Source organism: Aliishimia ponticola (genome assembly GCF_004803475.1).
In the GTDB taxonomy this organism is placed as follows: Bacteria; Pseudomonadota; Alphaproteobacteria; order Rhodobacterales; family Rhodobacteraceae; genus Aliishimia; species Aliishimia ponticola.
The window spans coordinates 1-15,198 of the sequence record NZ_SRKY01000006.1; the positions used below are offsets into that span (position 1 = coordinate 1).

Annotated in this window: 13 protein-coding genes and 2 pseudogenes; 3 read left to right on the top strand and 12 right to left on the bottom strand. The window is 54.7% G+C overall.

The genetic code is table 11. From position 1 onward, the window contains the following. The coding region (locus E4Z66_RS18090) for a transposase (RefSeq protein ID WP_211097190.1) at positions 1-235 on the bottom strand (235 nt) is incomplete at its 3' end. Positions 236-1,137: 902 nt separating this feature from the next. Between E4Z66_RS18090 and E4Z66_RS18095 the strand changes: the two are divergent. Both E4Z66_RS18095 and E4Z66_RS18100 read left to right on the top strand, forming a co-directional pair. Next, positions 1,138-1,936 (top strand): annotated as a pseudogene (locus tag E4Z66_RS18095) (IS5 family transposase). 175 nt (positions 1,937-2,111) lie between these two features. Then, the gene (locus E4Z66_RS18100) at positions 2,112-2,999 is read left to right on the top strand and encodes a LysR family transcriptional regulator (RefSeq protein ID WP_136464484.1); all 888 of its coding nucleotides are present in this window, start codon (positions 2,112-2,114) and stop codon (positions 2,997-2,999) included. Positions 3,000-3,003: 4 nt separating this feature from the next. On the opposite strand, the gene E4Z66_RS18105 is transcribed toward E4Z66_RS18100, so the two are convergent. The 9 genes and pseudogenes from E4Z66_RS18105 to E4Z66_RS18145 all read right to left on the bottom strand — a co-directional run bounded on the left by E4Z66_RS18105 (position 3,004) and on the right by E4Z66_RS18145 (position 11,079). Beyond that, positions 3,004-3,660, bottom strand: coding sequence for a 2-hydroxychromene-2-carboxylate isomerase (locus E4Z66_RS18105; RefSeq protein ID WP_136464485.1), 657 nt, complete (start codon positions 3,658-3,660; stop codon positions 3,004-3,006). 145 nt (positions 3,661-3,805) lie between these two features. Further along, complete coding sequence (locus E4Z66_RS18110) at positions 3,806-4,612, bottom strand: transporter substrate-binding domain-containing protein (protein WP_168797831.1); 807 nt, start codon at positions 4,610-4,612, stop codon at positions 3,806-3,808. A gap of 48 nt (positions 4,613-4,660) precedes the next feature. Continuing rightward, positions 4,661-5,389, bottom strand: a complete 729-nt coding sequence (locus E4Z66_RS18115; protein WP_136464488.1) for an amino acid ABC transporter ATP-binding protein — start codon at positions 5,387-5,389, stop codon at positions 4,661-4,663. Continuing rightward, positions 5,370-6,026 (bottom strand): amino acid ABC transporter permease, encoded by a 657-nt coding sequence (locus E4Z66_RS18120; RefSeq protein WP_136464489.1) that lies wholly within the window; start codon positions 6,024-6,026, stop codon positions 5,370-5,372. The genes E4Z66_RS18115 and E4Z66_RS18120 overlap by 20 nt, the downstream gene beginning before the upstream one ends. 3 nt (positions 6,027-6,029) lie before the next feature. Beyond that, the gene (locus tag E4Z66_RS18125) at positions 6,030-6,695 is read right to left on the bottom strand and encodes an amino acid ABC transporter permease (RefSeq protein ID WP_136464490.1); all 666 of its coding nucleotides are present in this window, start codon (positions 6,693-6,695) and stop codon (positions 6,030-6,032) included. A 77-nt stretch (positions 6,696-6,772) separates the two neighbouring features. Then, on the bottom strand, positions 6,773-7,579 hold the full coding sequence (locus E4Z66_RS18130; RefSeq protein WP_136464491.1) for a phytanoyl-CoA dioxygenase family protein: 807 nt from the start codon (positions 7,577-7,579) through the stop codon (positions 6,773-6,775). 478 nt (positions 7,580-8,057) lie between these two features. Next, positions 8,058-8,681, bottom strand: a pseudogene (locus E4Z66_RS18135) (IS3 family transposase); the annotation flags it as partial. A 694-nt stretch (positions 8,682-9,375) separates the two neighbouring features. Continuing rightward, complete coding sequence (locus tag E4Z66_RS18140; protein ID WP_136464493.1) at positions 9,376-9,885, bottom strand: hypothetical protein; 510 nt, start codon at positions 9,883-9,885, stop codon at positions 9,376-9,378. Between the two features lie 792 nt (positions 9,886-10,677). Continuing rightward, positions 10,678-11,079: a helix-turn-helix domain-containing protein gene (locus E4Z66_RS18145; RefSeq protein WP_136464494.1), complete on the bottom strand. Its 402-nt coding sequence runs from the start codon at positions 11,077-11,079 to the stop codon at positions 10,678-10,680. 345 nt (positions 11,080-11,424) lie between these two features. On the opposite strand from E4Z66_RS18145, the gene E4Z66_RS18150 reads away from it, so the two are divergent. After that, a complete protein-coding gene (locus E4Z66_RS18150; RefSeq protein WP_246036079.1) occupies positions 11,425-12,462 on the top strand; it encodes a nucleotidyltransferase family protein in 1,038 nt (345 codons plus the stop codon). A gap of 562 nt (positions 12,463-13,024) precedes the next feature. Here E4Z66_RS18150 and E4Z66_RS18155 read toward each other — a convergent pair. Together E4Z66_RS18155 and E4Z66_RS18160 are read right to left on the bottom strand one after the other, a co-directional pair. Then, entirely contained in the window at positions 13,025-14,575 is a 1,551-nt protein-coding gene (locus E4Z66_RS18155; RefSeq protein ID WP_136464496.1) for an alanine/glycine:cation symporter family protein, read from the bottom strand. A gap of 14 nt (positions 14,576-14,589) precedes the next feature. Then, entirely contained in the window at positions 14,590-15,024 is a 435-nt protein-coding gene (locus E4Z66_RS18160) for a universal stress protein (protein WP_136464497.1), read from the bottom strand. Between the last annotated feature and the right edge of the window lie 174 nt (positions 15,025-15,198).

A 15,198-nucleotide genomic window follows, 5' to 3' on the forward strand; every position in this document is an offset into this window, starting at 1 on the left:
TTTGCACGAACCCCGTCGTTTGCCGCAACGGCAGGCCAAACAGCACCTTCATCGTCAGGCACATCTCAATCGCCGCATCGCTGAAGCTCGGCTGTCGGCCGCGTTTGCCCGTCGGTGGCGCTCGCCATATCATTTCTGGATCAAACCAGAGCGTCAGCGATCCGCGCCGCTTCAACGCGTCATTGTAAGCCGACCAGTTCGTGGTCTTGTACTTCGTAGGGGACCAACTGCTCATGCCATCCAGCCATCATGATGGATTCATGCAGTCAATCCCCCACCCGATTTGTGCAACAAGGCCCCGCAGCCGGACCGGGAGAACTATCTCACATGGGCAAGTGGCGGAGGAGGTGTCCTCAATACTCTACCCGCAAGACACCGATAAACTTGAAAAATCCATATAATGGATCGAATGCCTCAGGGCATATGGTATGCTTGATGCAATTTCGCAGATGGGAGCGAACCTAGCCCTATGGATAGCGGCGTAGCTCGAATGCCCCCAAAAAACGCAAAAGCGTCCTGAGCCTACCTAGTTGCTCCCGTGCGGGATCGAAAAACCCTGTTTAATGAATCTGCACCGGAGCTGCTGAGGGATAGCATCACTCATTTCACGAACTCAATAAAGCACTTTGGCTGATCAAACAGGTCGAGCGCTCTGGACCCGGTCGCTGTCTCCTACACGCTTTTCGTTAAAGATCTGACGATGGAAAACGATCTCCCAATCGGCGCTCGGATTACCAAAAGAAACCACAGACGGACACGAGATGGACAAAACGGAAAGAAAAAGTGCTTCCGATTTCTGCGTAAGAATTTCAACCAATGACCAGCAAGCGACCGAATGCCCAAACTCAATTGAAATCACAGGCTTAGAAGATGACGGCTACCAACTTGCAAGAGAGGGCAAATCTGCAGCGGCTTTGGATAGGTTCGTGCGAGTTGCGGCATTCTGCAACGCTTGCAACTTGCCGTGTCCGCGAAAACGTCGATGACGCCGCCCGATCACAATTATCCCGCTGGGTGCAAGTGCCTGCATGTGCATGACCAGTTCCAACCGGATCTCTGTGCGATAGCCGTTAGGGTCAGGACCCATTGATTTCCCAGGGATGGCATGATTCACGGTTCGAAAAACGAGCGGTGAACATGTCTGACCTATTTTGGCTGACCGACGCCCAGATGGCGCGTCTTGAGCCCTTCTTTCCCAAGTCACACGGCAAGCCACGCGTCGATGACCGACGTGTGCTGAGTGGGATTATCTTCATCAATCGCAACGGCTTGCGGTGGCGGGATGCCCCCACCGCCTACGGTCCACACAAGACACTCTACAACCGTTGGAAACGATGGAGCGACAAGGGCATCTTCGCGCGAATGATGGCCGGTCTGGCTGCCGAGCATAGCGAGACGAAGACCGTGATGATCCCCTCTCGGGACATCACTGCGTGATGCCCTGCCGGGCGGTGGACGCGACCTACCTCAAGGCCCAGCGAACAGCGACCAGTTTGGGTGTGAAAAAGGGGGGCGTGGACGCCTGATCGGTCGGACGAAGGGCGGCATGAACACTAAACTGCACGCTATCTGCGACGGCCAGGGCCGACCGCTCAACCTCTTCGTCACCGCCGGACAAGTCAGCGACTACATCGGCGCGCGAGCGCTGCTCAGCAGCCTGCCGAAGGCCGATTGGTTGCTCGGGGACCGCGGTTATGATGCCGACTGGTTCAGAGAAGCATTGAGAGACAAGGGGATACGCGCCTGCATCCCTGGCCGCAAGCAGCGCAAGAAGGCGGTGAAATACGACAAGCGCCGCTACAAACGCCGGAACCGGATCGAGATCATGTTCGGCAGGCTAAAGGATTGGCGACGCGTTGCGACACGATACGACAGGTGTCCGAAGGTCTTCCTGTCTGCCATCGCCCTCGCAGCAACCGTCATCTATTGGTTATGAGTCCTGACCCTAGTCGCCCGATGCTTTTGCTGCGGGGTCTGGTCACTGCGAGCGGCGTTGCACTTTTGCGGAATTCATAGCATCCTAGAAAGAATGGACCGCCTCGTTATCAGCGAAGAGTGGAGATATCTGCAAAACGCCCACGGTACTAATTCTCGAAACTTTGGATGCAAACGTGAATTTTCAGCAGCTGAGAACTTTTCGTCAAGTCGTGGAAGCGCAATCCTTCACCAAGGCGGCCGAAAGGCTCAATTCCACGCAGTCCACAGTTTCCATGCGCATCTCGGAACTGGAACAACATCTTGGGGTGCAGTTGTTGGATCGGTCCAAGCGTCAGATCCGGCCCACGCTCAAAGGCCAAGAGTTGCTGCGGTATGTCAAAGAGATGGACCGGATCGAAAATGCAATTCAGGAAAATGTCGGTAACCCGGATAAGTTATCTGGCGGAATAAGGCTTGGAGTTACCGAATTGATTGCAGTGACTTGGCTGCCAACATTGATTGCGGAACTCAAACGCCACTATCCGAAAATAGCGTTGGAATTAGAAGTTGGCGTGAGTGGGAACATTCTTGAGAAAATCGAAAGCCGAGATTTTGATCTTCTAATTCTCCCAACGAGCAAAGATTTCTCTCCTGGGTTGATTTTTGAGAAGCTCTATGAAGTAGAATTTCGGTACTTTGCGCATCCATCTTTGGGACTGAGCGAGCGCACCTTGTCCGCAAAGGACCTGGAGCGATGCAAAGTTATCTCTCCTGACCGAAAGTCTCCTGTTGCGATGGTCCAATCACGGTGGTTCCATCAAAATAAAATTTCTCCTGAGTGCATTAGCACCTCTAATTCAATGGAAATCGGTGCGATTCTAGCAAGGTCGGGCTTTGGCGCTGCACTTCTGGCGTATGATCACTATAAGCAGGAAGAGAAGGGTGGGAAGCTCGTGGCGCTAGATATTGTTGAGCCGATCCCATTTATTCCCTTTTTTGCTGTTTATTCCGACGAACCACTCCCCGTTCACGTATCAAAAACCATCGAACTCGTCCGCGACATCGCAAGCCGGCTTGAATAACACATCATTTTTCTAACCGAGGATCACCCGGTTTGGGGTTGAGGAAATTGAAGGGGCCAAATGGTTGCGAAATAGCATATTCCATCAGTTCGAGGTGATCTTGACCATAGTACATGTCGCCATCCAGGAAATAGGTAGGAGAACCGAAGATGCCTCTTTCGATCGCTTCGTTCGTATTGCTTGAGTGAATTCTTTGCACTTCTTCGCTTAATGCGATGTCGACAAACTTACCGTATTCTGGGTTAAGGTTTGTCGCCACCTTTCGCATCTGATCTGGATCTTCCAGGTCTGCGTCATCCCTCCAGTGCGCCTGCAGAATGGCATATGAGAGCGCGTCAATATCGGCTGAACCGTTGATCCCCGCGATAAGGATCCCGTTGGAAAAATCTAGTTGCCTGTCGTGGTATGTTGGTCGGTGTGAAAGAATGGCAATGTTGCGAAACTGAGCCCATCGTTCGATTTCTCTTCCGAAATGATAGTCGACATTGTGCTGAGTTCTCCTGTCAAACGGCAGACTTCCAACCGCTCGGACCACCGGGCGAAGATCTATTGGTTTGTGAACCAGTTCGCAGCCATGGGAACTACAAATTTCAAGTAGTCGTAAGTGACCAATGTATGCGTAAGCCGAATGCGCGGAGTAGAAATATTCTATCGTCTTCATCTTTTTTGCCCAACTTTTTTCGAGGTGGTGCCAAGAGTGACGGGTTCATGTATATCGCCCGCGCTCATGTGAAATGAGGGGGTCCAAATGATCCCCCTCAAGGCTTGGGATTTTTTTGCCGATGACAGGAAGAAGATCAGCAGTATCAGAAGGTTGGCAGATCACTCTGAAGGTCTTCATCTAACCATTTTTCGTGAAGCATCTGGAGATTGCCATTGATCTTGTTGAAGTAGACAAAGGTCTCCAACCAACGAAGCCAATCTGGATCTCCTTGCCGGAGCCCGATAGACGCCGGTGCGCGGCGCATAACGAACTTCAGCTCCAGCGGATTATCCGGGTTCAACTTGTTTGACTCGACAATGTGCATGTTGACCGCGGCCCACATGTCTGCTTGCCCAGAGAGCACGGCAGCCTGCGCGGTTGCTTCGTCTTCGAAGCGAACGATGTTTTCGTCAGGCACCATTTGCGAAAGTGTCGTGTCCATCGTTGTGCCACGTCCGACCGCGATCTTGTAATCGGCGATGGATTCAGGCGACATCACGTCCACGCCCGGCGGCCCATAGGCACCGATGATCAATCCGGTATAAGGCGATGTGAAGGCTATCTGACGCGCCCGTTGCGGTGTAGCCCCAAACAGGTTTACCTGCACATCCACCTTGCCCGTCAACAGGTTGGGGATCCTGTTGACCGAAGTCATCGGCTTCAGTTCAACTTCGACCTCTAGTTGTTCTGCAAGCAAGCGTGCGAGGTCGATATCAAAACCGACTGGGTTACCTTCTGCGTCGATTGAGCCAAAGGGAGGCGAATCCACCGGAACACCGATGATGATCGTTCCTCGGTCAATCACTTTTTTTAGCGTCGATTTTTCCTGCGCGTCAATTTTCCCTGCTGTTGCGGCAAGCGCGAAAACCGATGCTAAAACGCCTGCCAGCAGTTTTCTGGTCCAATTCATCGCATTCATTCCTTCTCTCTGTTGGGTTTCTGTTTTTGTTCGGAGGTGCTAAAGAACTGAGTTGATGAAACCGGCCAACTCAGGGGTTTTGGGGGATTTGAACAGGGTTTCCGGTGCTCCTTGTTCCCAAACTTTGCCTTCATGCATGAAGACCACTCGGTTTGCGACTTTGCGCGCAAAACCCATCTCGTGAGTCACGAGGACCATCGTCATACCTTCGCTTGCCAGGTTTTCGAGAACCTTGAGAACTTCCCCGACCAGTTCCGGGTCAAGCGCAGAAGTGATCTCATCAAACAGCATGATCTTGGGTGACATTGCCAACGATCGCGCGATTGCAACACGCTGCTGCTGACCACCTGACAGCTGGCTTGGGTATGCCCCGCTCTTGTTTGCAATTTGCACCCGTTCCAGAGCGGTTATGGCAGCTTTCTTTGCCTCGTCAGGTGACACCTTCTTAACCACCCGGGGTGCAAGGGTCACGTTTTTCTCGATCGTCAGATGCGGAAAAAGGTTAAAGCTCTGGAATACGATGCCGATCTTTTGACGCAAGGCTCTCAAATCGGCCTTGGCGGCACTGACCTCGGTTCCGTCTACAACGACTTTGCCGGATTCGACCTTCTCCAGTCCGTTGATACACCGCAGCAAAGTGCTTTTGCCCGATCCGCTGCGTCCTATGATCACGACGATTTCACCCGCAGCGATGTCTAAAGAAACTCCCTTGAGCACTTCGAGTTTACCGAAGGTCTTGTGAATGCTCTCAATGTTGATGAGTGGCATTGTATCTCCTTTCAAGAATCCGGCTCCACTGGGAAAGCGGGTAACACATTGCGAAATACATAAAGGCAACCACCAAATAGACGGTTAGCGGCTGGAACGTGGCAGCCGTTACCAACTGACCCATTCTCAGAAGATCGACGAACCCCACGACAGCGGCGAGCGATGTGTTCTTGACGATTTGCGCCATGAAACCGACAGTCGATGGGATCGCTATGCGCGCAGCTTGCGGCAACACGACGTAACAGAGCTTCTGCACGAAGCTCATGCCGAGCGCATCGGCCGCTTCCCATTGCGTTTTTGGAATAGCTTCAATGCACCCTCTCCAGCTGTCGCCGAGAAACGCACTGGAAAAGAAGACCATTGCAACAGAAATCGCCACCCAAGCAGAAACGTCAAATCCGAAGATGCTAAAGCCGAAGTAAAACAGGAAAAGTTGCCCTAACAACGGTGTACCCTGAATGGCGCGGATGTAGCACTCGATGAGAAATTTGAGTGGCCCTGGGCCGAACACTCTTCCGATCGCCACCATTAAACCCAGCAGCCCACCACCGGTGAAGGCTATCAATGACAGCAATACGGTCCATTTGGCGCCGGTGAGCAGTAGAAGAATGTCGTCGATTCCGAATTCACGCAGCATAGCTCAGTTGCCTCCAGAAAAGGCAAATCGTCCCAACACATAAAACAACGCTCTGAAACCGAGTGTCATTGCGAGATACATGAACGATACGACAAGGTAGATTTCGAAAGGCAGGAACGTCCGTGAGTCCAGATAGGCCGCAGCGTGAAACAGTTCCTTGGCGGAGATGAACGAGACGAGGCTACTTCCCAACAAAATCAGTATGAACTGACTCGCCAGTGCCGGATAAACCACCTTCAACGCTGGAAAAATTATCACGTGGCGAAAGACTTGCAGTGGACCCATACCAAGGCAAAGACCAGCTTCGATCTGACTCCGGGGAATAGCTTGAATGCCGGCTCGCACGATTTCCACGGTGTAGGCGCCAGCATAGATAGACAGGCCAATAATCGCTGCCTGCGAGGCTGACAGCCCGATCCCAACGGACGGCAATCCAAAGAAAACAACAAACAGCTGGACGAGCAGCGGCGTGTTGCGGATGAAATCGACATAACAGGACACGATAAACCCAAGAGGCTTCGGCCCCCAAACCTTCGTAGCTGCTCCGATGGTTCCGATGACCAGTCCAACCCCGATTGCTATGACCGAAAACTGAAGTGTGGCGACCGCCCCTTCAAGCAATAGGTCGATGTTCCGGAAGACAGGCTTGAAGCTGAACTCGTAGCTCATCCTTGCTCCTGTTGATGAAAGGTTTTGGCGAGAGGAAACCCGAAAGCTCGCGTTTCCTCGGCTTGGTTCTCTGACGGTTACTGTCGCAGGACTGGGAAGAGCGCAGAGTCCAAAGGTGCGCCCACCGGAATACCGGGATCGGCAAGCATTGGTTGAAGATTTGGGCGAGGATCGTAAGTCACGTCAGCACCTGCCATGCGCATAACATATGCACGTCTTGACTGATCGTTTCTGGAGTTTCCTGGTGCGCCGTGTACGGTCAGACCGTGGTGCACTGTAACATCACCCGGCTGCATTTCGAACATGATCAGATCAAGGTCATCACGCATGCTGTCAATGTCCGGCACCGGTGGCAAATCCTCTTTGTACCGATCCTTGTCGACGAAGGACTCGGCTTTGTAGCGTTGCCCCCATCTGTGTGATCCCTTGACATACTCGACTGCGCCCGTTTCCTTCGTAACGGGGTCCAAGGCCACCCACATTGTGCAGACTTGGTCGCCAGCCACGGGCCAGTAGGTTTGATCATGGTGCCAGACCGTTGGAGTCGAAGTCCCCGGCTCCTTGATCAGGAACTGGTCAAAAATTAAGTTGATCTTCTTAGACTGCAAAAGTTTGGAGGCATAGTCCGCAGCGCTCGAGTCTTCTACAATCCGGGACAGCTCGGGAATATGCTTGACTACGAAGGTATCGCTGAAGAAACGGCCACTGCCCTCTCGGGTTGCGTCTTCACTCATTTTGCTGGGCGCTGCCATATCCTTGGCCGCGATCTCCCGCAAAAATTCAACCTCTGATGGAGAAAACGCTTGCCTGATGCAAACGATCCCATCTCTCGCGTAAACTTCTGCCGCGTCTTCGTTTAGTTCAGAAGGTGCATACTCGTTCATCTTGAGCTCCCTTGTTTTTTGAAAGGCTTTTCAGGCGTATCAGTGAGGATTGAGCAGTCCGTCATTTCTAGGAAGCTTAGAAATTTGTTAATATCGCTTCAAATGATTAAAATGGATAAGTAAGATCAAAAATTCCGATATAATCTATGACGGCAGCACCACAAATTCATGGTTCTGTCGCAAGCGTTGTCGATCAAACTCAACTTGTGTGGCGGAACGGTGGCATTTTCGCCCGCAACAATTCTGAACCGACCCGGCTTTACATGGAACGTTTGAGGGTCCTTGAACGATTGATCTGGCCCTCGGCTTGGCCGCTGCTTCAGGGCATCTCGATGGCGTTGTTGAGTGCCTCGAAGTCTCGGTTCAAGATGCGGGCAGAGCGCACGATGGGCGCGAGGGCGGTGTGAATCCCGGAGACCAATTGGACCACGGAAACGGCCGGATAATCCGGTTGACCCAGCCCCCTAATCCGGGCCGTTCAGGTGTAGAATCCGTTTCTGTTTGTTTCTGTTGATATGGTTGCGGTCAAGGCCTGCTGAGCGGAGCCCTTGCGGAACTCAAGCGAGGCAGGCCGGGCGGCACGGTTGAGATTGGCGTAGACGGCTGGTGCCAATCCGCCAAGCGATGTGTGTGGTCGTTCAGTGTTGTAATCAATCCTCCAGTTTTCGATGATCTTCCTGGCCTCTGCGAGGTTGCCAAAGATATGTTCATTCAAGCATTCGTCCCTGAGCCTGCCGTTGAATGACTCGACAAAAGCATTCTGCATCGGCTTTCCCGGTGCGATGTAGTGCCAGCCGACGCCAGTATCCTCGCACCATCTCAGCACAGCGTGAGATGTCATTTCCGTTCCATTGTCAGAGACAATTATGTCCGGCTGGCCGCGCCTGCGGATCAACTCATCCAGTTCACGGGTCATCCGCGCACCAGACAACGAACGATCTACGACGATGGCCAGTGCCTCGCGTGTGCAATCGTCCACGATGCAAAGCACACGGAACCGCTGTCCGTCCTCAAAAGCGTCAGACACAAAGTCAAGCGACCAACGCTGATTGGCTCGATCCGGCACCAGAACCCGCCTTCCCTGGCGTCGGCAGCCCCCTCGCAGGGGCGCTATAAGACATACTACAGCACCACAAGGCATTTTCGAGAGACCGAGACTCACACGCCAAACGGCAGCCGCAAGCGCCACTACAGAGCCTCTCCGGCATGGGAGGTTAGGGCTCGAGGAATTGCCGGCGCCGGAACTGATCCTGATGGACGAACAGCGAGTCTTCTAGGACTCCGTATCTATCCGCCGGAAGCACGTTCCGTTGGGGGCTTTTCCATACGTCTTCCACATATTATGCATCGCACGTGGCAAACACGCCGGAACGACGTCGTCTACAAATCCATGAAACTACGGCGTCCATAAGCGATGCTCACAATTCTTCGCGTTTGTTGAATATGCTACCCTTCTTTCCGGGTTTTCTCATCGTCAACAGGCTGTTCGTTATTGTCGAAATTTACTACGTCTTGCCGCCACGGCGTGGATAATTCCATTTTGCAAAAAGTAGATAATAACACTCAAACCTTCTCCTTCGTTCGGCCTTTGGCCGAACTCAGTCCGACGAGCACCTCCCTTCGGTCGGCGCTCGACCTTTGTCTTCATTTTGCTTTCTCTTCTTTGATGCTGCGAATGCATATGCATTCTAACAAAGCTTACGCATTACGATGGGGCGAGCCATCGCATCTGAGCCAGGTGTGTATAGGAGATTGCGGATGACCCGTAGCGTGGCAGACAGGCTTCTCGCGGTTACCTAGTTGTTGATAAATTCACGGGATAGAATGAAATTTTCGAAATTCTGCTCTGCGGCAACTACCTTAGTAACATAGTCTATCACCGCCGGAGATTCAACGTCCTGGCAGTCAAAAGTCCCTTGTGGAACCAGTTTTTCCCAATGCTGCTTCGAGACGTCCGGAAGCTTGCTTGTGCGCTGTGCTCGCCCGCCTTCAATTATCCAAGGATCGACTTCGACGATCAGATGCCAGTGAGGATTCACACTCGCCTTCTCCAGAAACGCAAACCATATGAGCCTTTCATCTGGCCGCCGGGCCCATCTCGGTCCGTTGATAGACCGGTTCACTCTTGCGTCCCATTGCTTCAGCAGACTGCGCATCTTCGAAGGAGAAAACTGTTGGTGGCTCGTTGCCAGCGTTATGAAGTAGGTGAAGTCGAAGGACTTGAGCCTGTCGCGCAACTCGGCACGCATGCGTATCTGCATCGGTAATAGCGACGAGGTCATACCTGTATCTGGCAGGTCTTTCATGGTGTGAGGTCCTTCTTTGTGTAACTCACATCTCATAATAGCAGTTTCGACCGCGGCGATTTGCCGGTTTATTCGATGAGTGCAAAAAAAATGCCTCATGCCGCAAAAGAACGGTTCGTGCGCGGCGGGCGGCTCCAACACATTCAGTCGGCCCCTCCGTTGAGGGGCTCATTCGGCAACCACAGGCATCGCATCGCGCAGATAGAAGGTGTGTATTGTGGAGCTCCCGGCACCGCGAGGATCACATTCGCTCACCGGCCTCGCGTCTAGGAAAACTCCTGCCTTCGAAATGCGGTCGTGGAGCGATCCGTCAAACGACTGTATTCTCCATTCCCGCTCCTCCACAAAATCTGCAGGAAGCGATGCTAGGTAGCGCAGATCTGAGGCTAAGGAGTCGTGGGCTGGTAAGTGCCTTGCGGCGGCGATGCGGTCTCTTCTGCGCGGCCGCCAAATACGTGAGAGGTTTACCTCTTCCAGTAAAAACCAAAAACAGCACGAAAAAGTATACCCCTGCGCCGATCATAACCGAAAACGACGACTTCTGAGCTTACATGCCTGCGGCTCAGCCCGTCAGGACACCCTCTATGCAACCCCTCGCAGGCACCTATGAAAACCCCCTGCGGCTTCGACGTTAACCTTGTGCAACCCTCATTTAAACCCGCCAGCGGTCGGAGGGGACCCGACGACGCGTGGCCGTCGAGCCATTCCTCGCCGGGGACCTCATCGATGATCTTCGCTCTGGAAGGGGCGTAGTGCAGCCCGCTTAGTGAAGCGTCTTGGCTTAGACGGATGTTACCGCCCGAACATGGTGCGGATCGTCAACTGTGAGCGACTGGTCAGCCTCGGGTCGGTGTTGCCGGAGGCATCGCGTATCGCGTCCAACCAAGCCAACTCGTTCGATGTCACCGGATCACCAAACACCTCCAGCACGGCCTCGGCCCCGGTCGAACCGATCGCCTGCTCTAGGGCAAGACGCATCAGGAAGGCCGGGTCGCAGTCCAGCGCCTTCGCCAAGGCGGGGACGCGGTCGAGAGCGACCTTCGTGCTGCCCTGCTTGATCATCGTGATCATGTTCTGGTTGACGTATCCTGCCTCGACCGCGATCTCGGCCTGCGTCTTCTTCGGCTTCAATTCGAGCACCCTTCGCTCAATGAACTTTGCCAGCCGGGTCGTCTCGTGGGGTTTCTTAGTCATGGTTACCTCATTGAAGTTACACAGAAAGTCTGCATGACTAAGTTATAGCGACGGCGCGCTCGGCACTTGGGTGGGAAAAGCTGGAAAACGACGATATTCAAGTTGAACCGTCGGGACGACTATGGCGTGCACCTGGGCAAAGACCTGCACAGCACTTGTTTAGTGACCGTGACCTCGAGCTGTATCGACCATCGCGTGAATGACGTCGGGCTTGGGCGCCGGTGATGATGTTGTCCGCTCGTAAATTCCTTGGATGTGCCGGGGGATTTACGGCGGGGGTACGCCTGTGTTCAACGCCTTTACTTTTCGTTGAACACACGGCATGTTCAACAAAACTCAATATCGTTGAACAAGCCGGAGCCGACGGTGTTCTCTCGCCATTCTTCCACAGCGCATGCTGCCTATCACGACCTCTTGCGGTCGCTTCAGGACGATGCCGTGTCCGACATCCGCGGCACGCTCACCCGTGTCGAGCGGAACGGAAAATCCTACTGGTATGACACCTATCGGATCGGATCGGACGTGAAGAAGCGCTATATCGGCGAAGACAAGGAAGGCCTCCGACAACGGCTCGATCAGCACAAAGCCCTGAAAGCGCAGCAAGAGGACCGTCGCCGCGCCAGAACCCGTCTCGTGCGGATCCTGCGCGCCGAAGGCTTCCTCGGTCTCGACGTGTCGACAGGAAGTCTCCTTTCTGCGATGGCGGCCTCTGGTGTGTTCCGCTTGGGCGGCACCATCGTCGGCACTCATGCCTTCCGCCTCTACGAAGGGGAATTGGGTATCCGCTACGACATGGACATGACAGCCCATACTGACGACATCGACATTGCGAGCTTTTCTCGATTGTCGCTCGTGCTGGAAGACGCAGCGTCTCCTTCCTTGGAGGACGTGTTCAACGATCTCGCCTTTGCAGCACAGCCTAGCCTTGCTCCGGGACGCGCGTGGCGTTGGAAACAAACCCGAGGCGACACTCTGGTAGAGTTTCTGACGCCTTCCTTTGGCGACGGCGAAACCCTGCGCGAATTGCCGGCTCTGGGCGTCAACGCACAAGGTCTGCATCACCTGAACTATCTGATCGCCGACCCGATCAAGGCCGCCTTGACCTACCGGAGTGGCGTGCTGGTCCAGATCCCACAGCCGGAACGCTACGCGATCCACAAGCTGATCGTCGCAGATCGCCGCCGTTCTGGCAGGGATGTTCTCAAATCGGAAAAAGACCGAAGGCAGGCTGCATTTCTGATAGACGTGCTGAGCGAAGACCGACCGGACGAGTTGCGCGACGCCTATGAAGATGCGCTGTCTCGTGGTCCAAAGTGGCGCACGCGGATCGAAGCGAGTTTGAGTCGAATGCCTGAGACCCGGCGCTTGCTGGAAGCGGTTTGAGTTTCGAAACGTCCGCAATGAAACCGCAACGTTATTCCAGAACTGACGGCCAATCGAACGTTTTGCATGACGCAAGCAGCCCTTATTTTGTGGACTTCGAACCTGCGCGCTCGCCTTCGGGAGGCAGGGGCCGGAGGTTCGAATCCTCTCACTCCGACCAATGAACAGGACGCCTGCGGGCGTCCTTGACGTTTTCAGCAGTTTGAATGCACAGACCTCCGGGCTGTCCGGCTTGCCTGACATGCGTTTTCCGGCCTGTGATCCCATTGTGAAACGCGGCTTCGAACATACCGGGCGAAGTGCCGTCTACGCGCGGAAAGAACCGGCGTTGACGGACCGATGCATGTCACATCAGAGGATCGCCGGCACTGAAACTCTCGGCACTCAGGCGCGACACGCCCGGTCGCTTCATGTTTTCATGCTTCGGCAAGCGTCATATCCGGATGCCCCAAAGCCCCAGACGGCTGTGTATCAGTCTGACCTCTACCGGTCGCGTTTGACGACACTCGGCGCCAGACCTTCCGTGTGGAAGAGGCGGCCCCCGCCTCTTCCTTGGTCGCGGTTAGTGCTCGAACCGCTTGATTTCACCCGACTTCAGACGGGAGGCGTAAGAAGACAGTTCCTCTTTCACCAGCCGCATCAGGAAGTAGAGCGCCGTGATGTTGACCACCGCCATGGCGAAGATCGCCGCATCGGAGAAGTCGATCACCGGACCCAGCGACGCTGCCGCGCCGATGACGACGAAGATGCAGAAGATGATCTTGAAGATCAGTTCTTTCGTCTTGCCCTCGCCAAAGAGGTAGGTCCACGCCTTCAGGCCGTAATAGCTCCATGAGATCATGGTGGAGAAGGCAAACAGGATCACCGCAAGTGCGAGGATATAGGGGAACCAGCTAAAGCCCTGCGCGAAGGCGGCAGAGGTCAGCGCCACGCCCGAATTGCCATCGACCGTCGCGATGGCAGAACCTGCTTCGTTCAGGACGTAATTCCCGGTTTGCGCGTCCACGATCAACTGACCGGAGATGATGATCACCAATGCGGTCATGGTGCAGATGACCACGGTGTCGATCAGCGGCTCCAGCAGCGAAACGAAGCCTTCGGTGATCGGCTCATTGGTTTTCACCGCAGAGTGCGCAATCGCCGCAGACCCGACACCCGCCTCGTTCGAAAACGCGGCCCGCTTGAAACCTTGGATCAGCGCACCGACCATACCACCCGCAACGCCAAGCCCGGTGAAGGCCCCGTCGAAGATTTGGCCGATGGCCCAGCCGATCTTGTCGGCGTTCAGCAGCAGGATAATCAGCGCCGTGACCACATAGAGGATGCCCATGAACGGCACGACCTTTTCCGTGACCCGCGCGATGGATTGGATACCGCCCACGATCACCGCAAAGACCACGGCGGCAAAGATGACGCCCGTGATCCAGCCGGGATAGTCGCCGACGATATTGGCAATCTGTGCATGGGCCTGATTGGCCTGGAACATATTGCCGCCGCCCAATGCACCAAGGATACAGAAGATCGCGAACAGCACCGCAAGGATCTTGCCGCCCGGCAGGCCAAGCTGGTCGAACCCCTTGGAGATATAGTACATCGGACCGCCCGAAACGGTGCCATCCTCGTACTCATTGCGGAATTTCACGCCCAGCGTACATTCGGTGAATTTCGACGCCATGCCCAGCAGGCCGGCGAGGATCATCCAGAAAGTCGCGCCCGGACCGCCGATGCCGACGGCCACGGCGACGCCCGCGATATTCCCAAGGCCGACCGTACCGGACAGCGCGGTGGCGAGCGCCTGGAAGTGGCTGACCTCTCCCGCGTCATTGGGATCGGAATAATCGCCTTTCACCAGCGCAATCGCATGGCCGAAAAAGCGGAACTGCACGAAGGCGAAGTACAGCGTGAAGACCGTCGCGGCCACGACCAGCCACAGCACGATCCAGGGAAAATTCGTACCCGGCAACGGCGAAAAGATCAGATTGACGAACCATCCTGTCGAATTGGCAAAGATTTCATTGACCCGTTGATCGAGGCTTGCGGCCTCTTGCGCATGGGCCGCGCCACTCAGCGCCAGCGTCGCGAACGCTGCTGTCGAAGCAATACTGCGTTTCATTTTCCAATTCTCCTTCACGCGACGACGGTCACGGGCACAGAGGCGCTCATGACGAGGTTCGAGGTGACGCTGCCGAAAATCTTTTGCGAAAACCCATTGTCGGAAGTCCGGCCAACGACGATCTGTTCGGCGCCGCTTTGCTTGGCCACGCGGTTGATCGTGTCGGCGACGTCGCCATGCAGAACCTTGCCGGTGGCTTTCACGCCAGCCTCGGCCAGTTGCTTCAGCGCCGGGTCCAAAACCCGTTCCTGCGCAAAGGCGATTTCTTCTTCGCGCCGTTTATGTCGCTGCGCATTCTCTTCGGCGGTGTGGAACGAAAACGGTGACCATTCGATCACGTACAGAACAATCAACTCACAATCACCGATCAGTTTCGCCTGTCGCTCTGCATGTGCAAGCGCACGCTCTCCCGATGAATGGCCATCAAGCCCGACCAATAATGTTGTCATAGCATGGAGTCCTCTCGTTGCGTCCGCATGTCCCTGTTTTTATTCCACCCGGCGGACGACGGATTGGTGCGGCGAGTTTGGACAAATTCCACCAAAAGGGGAAGTCAGTCTTCGCCAGCCGCGCCCGAGCCCCGCTCGCAACCTGCCGAAATCGGCCGGATCACAGCGCAAAGC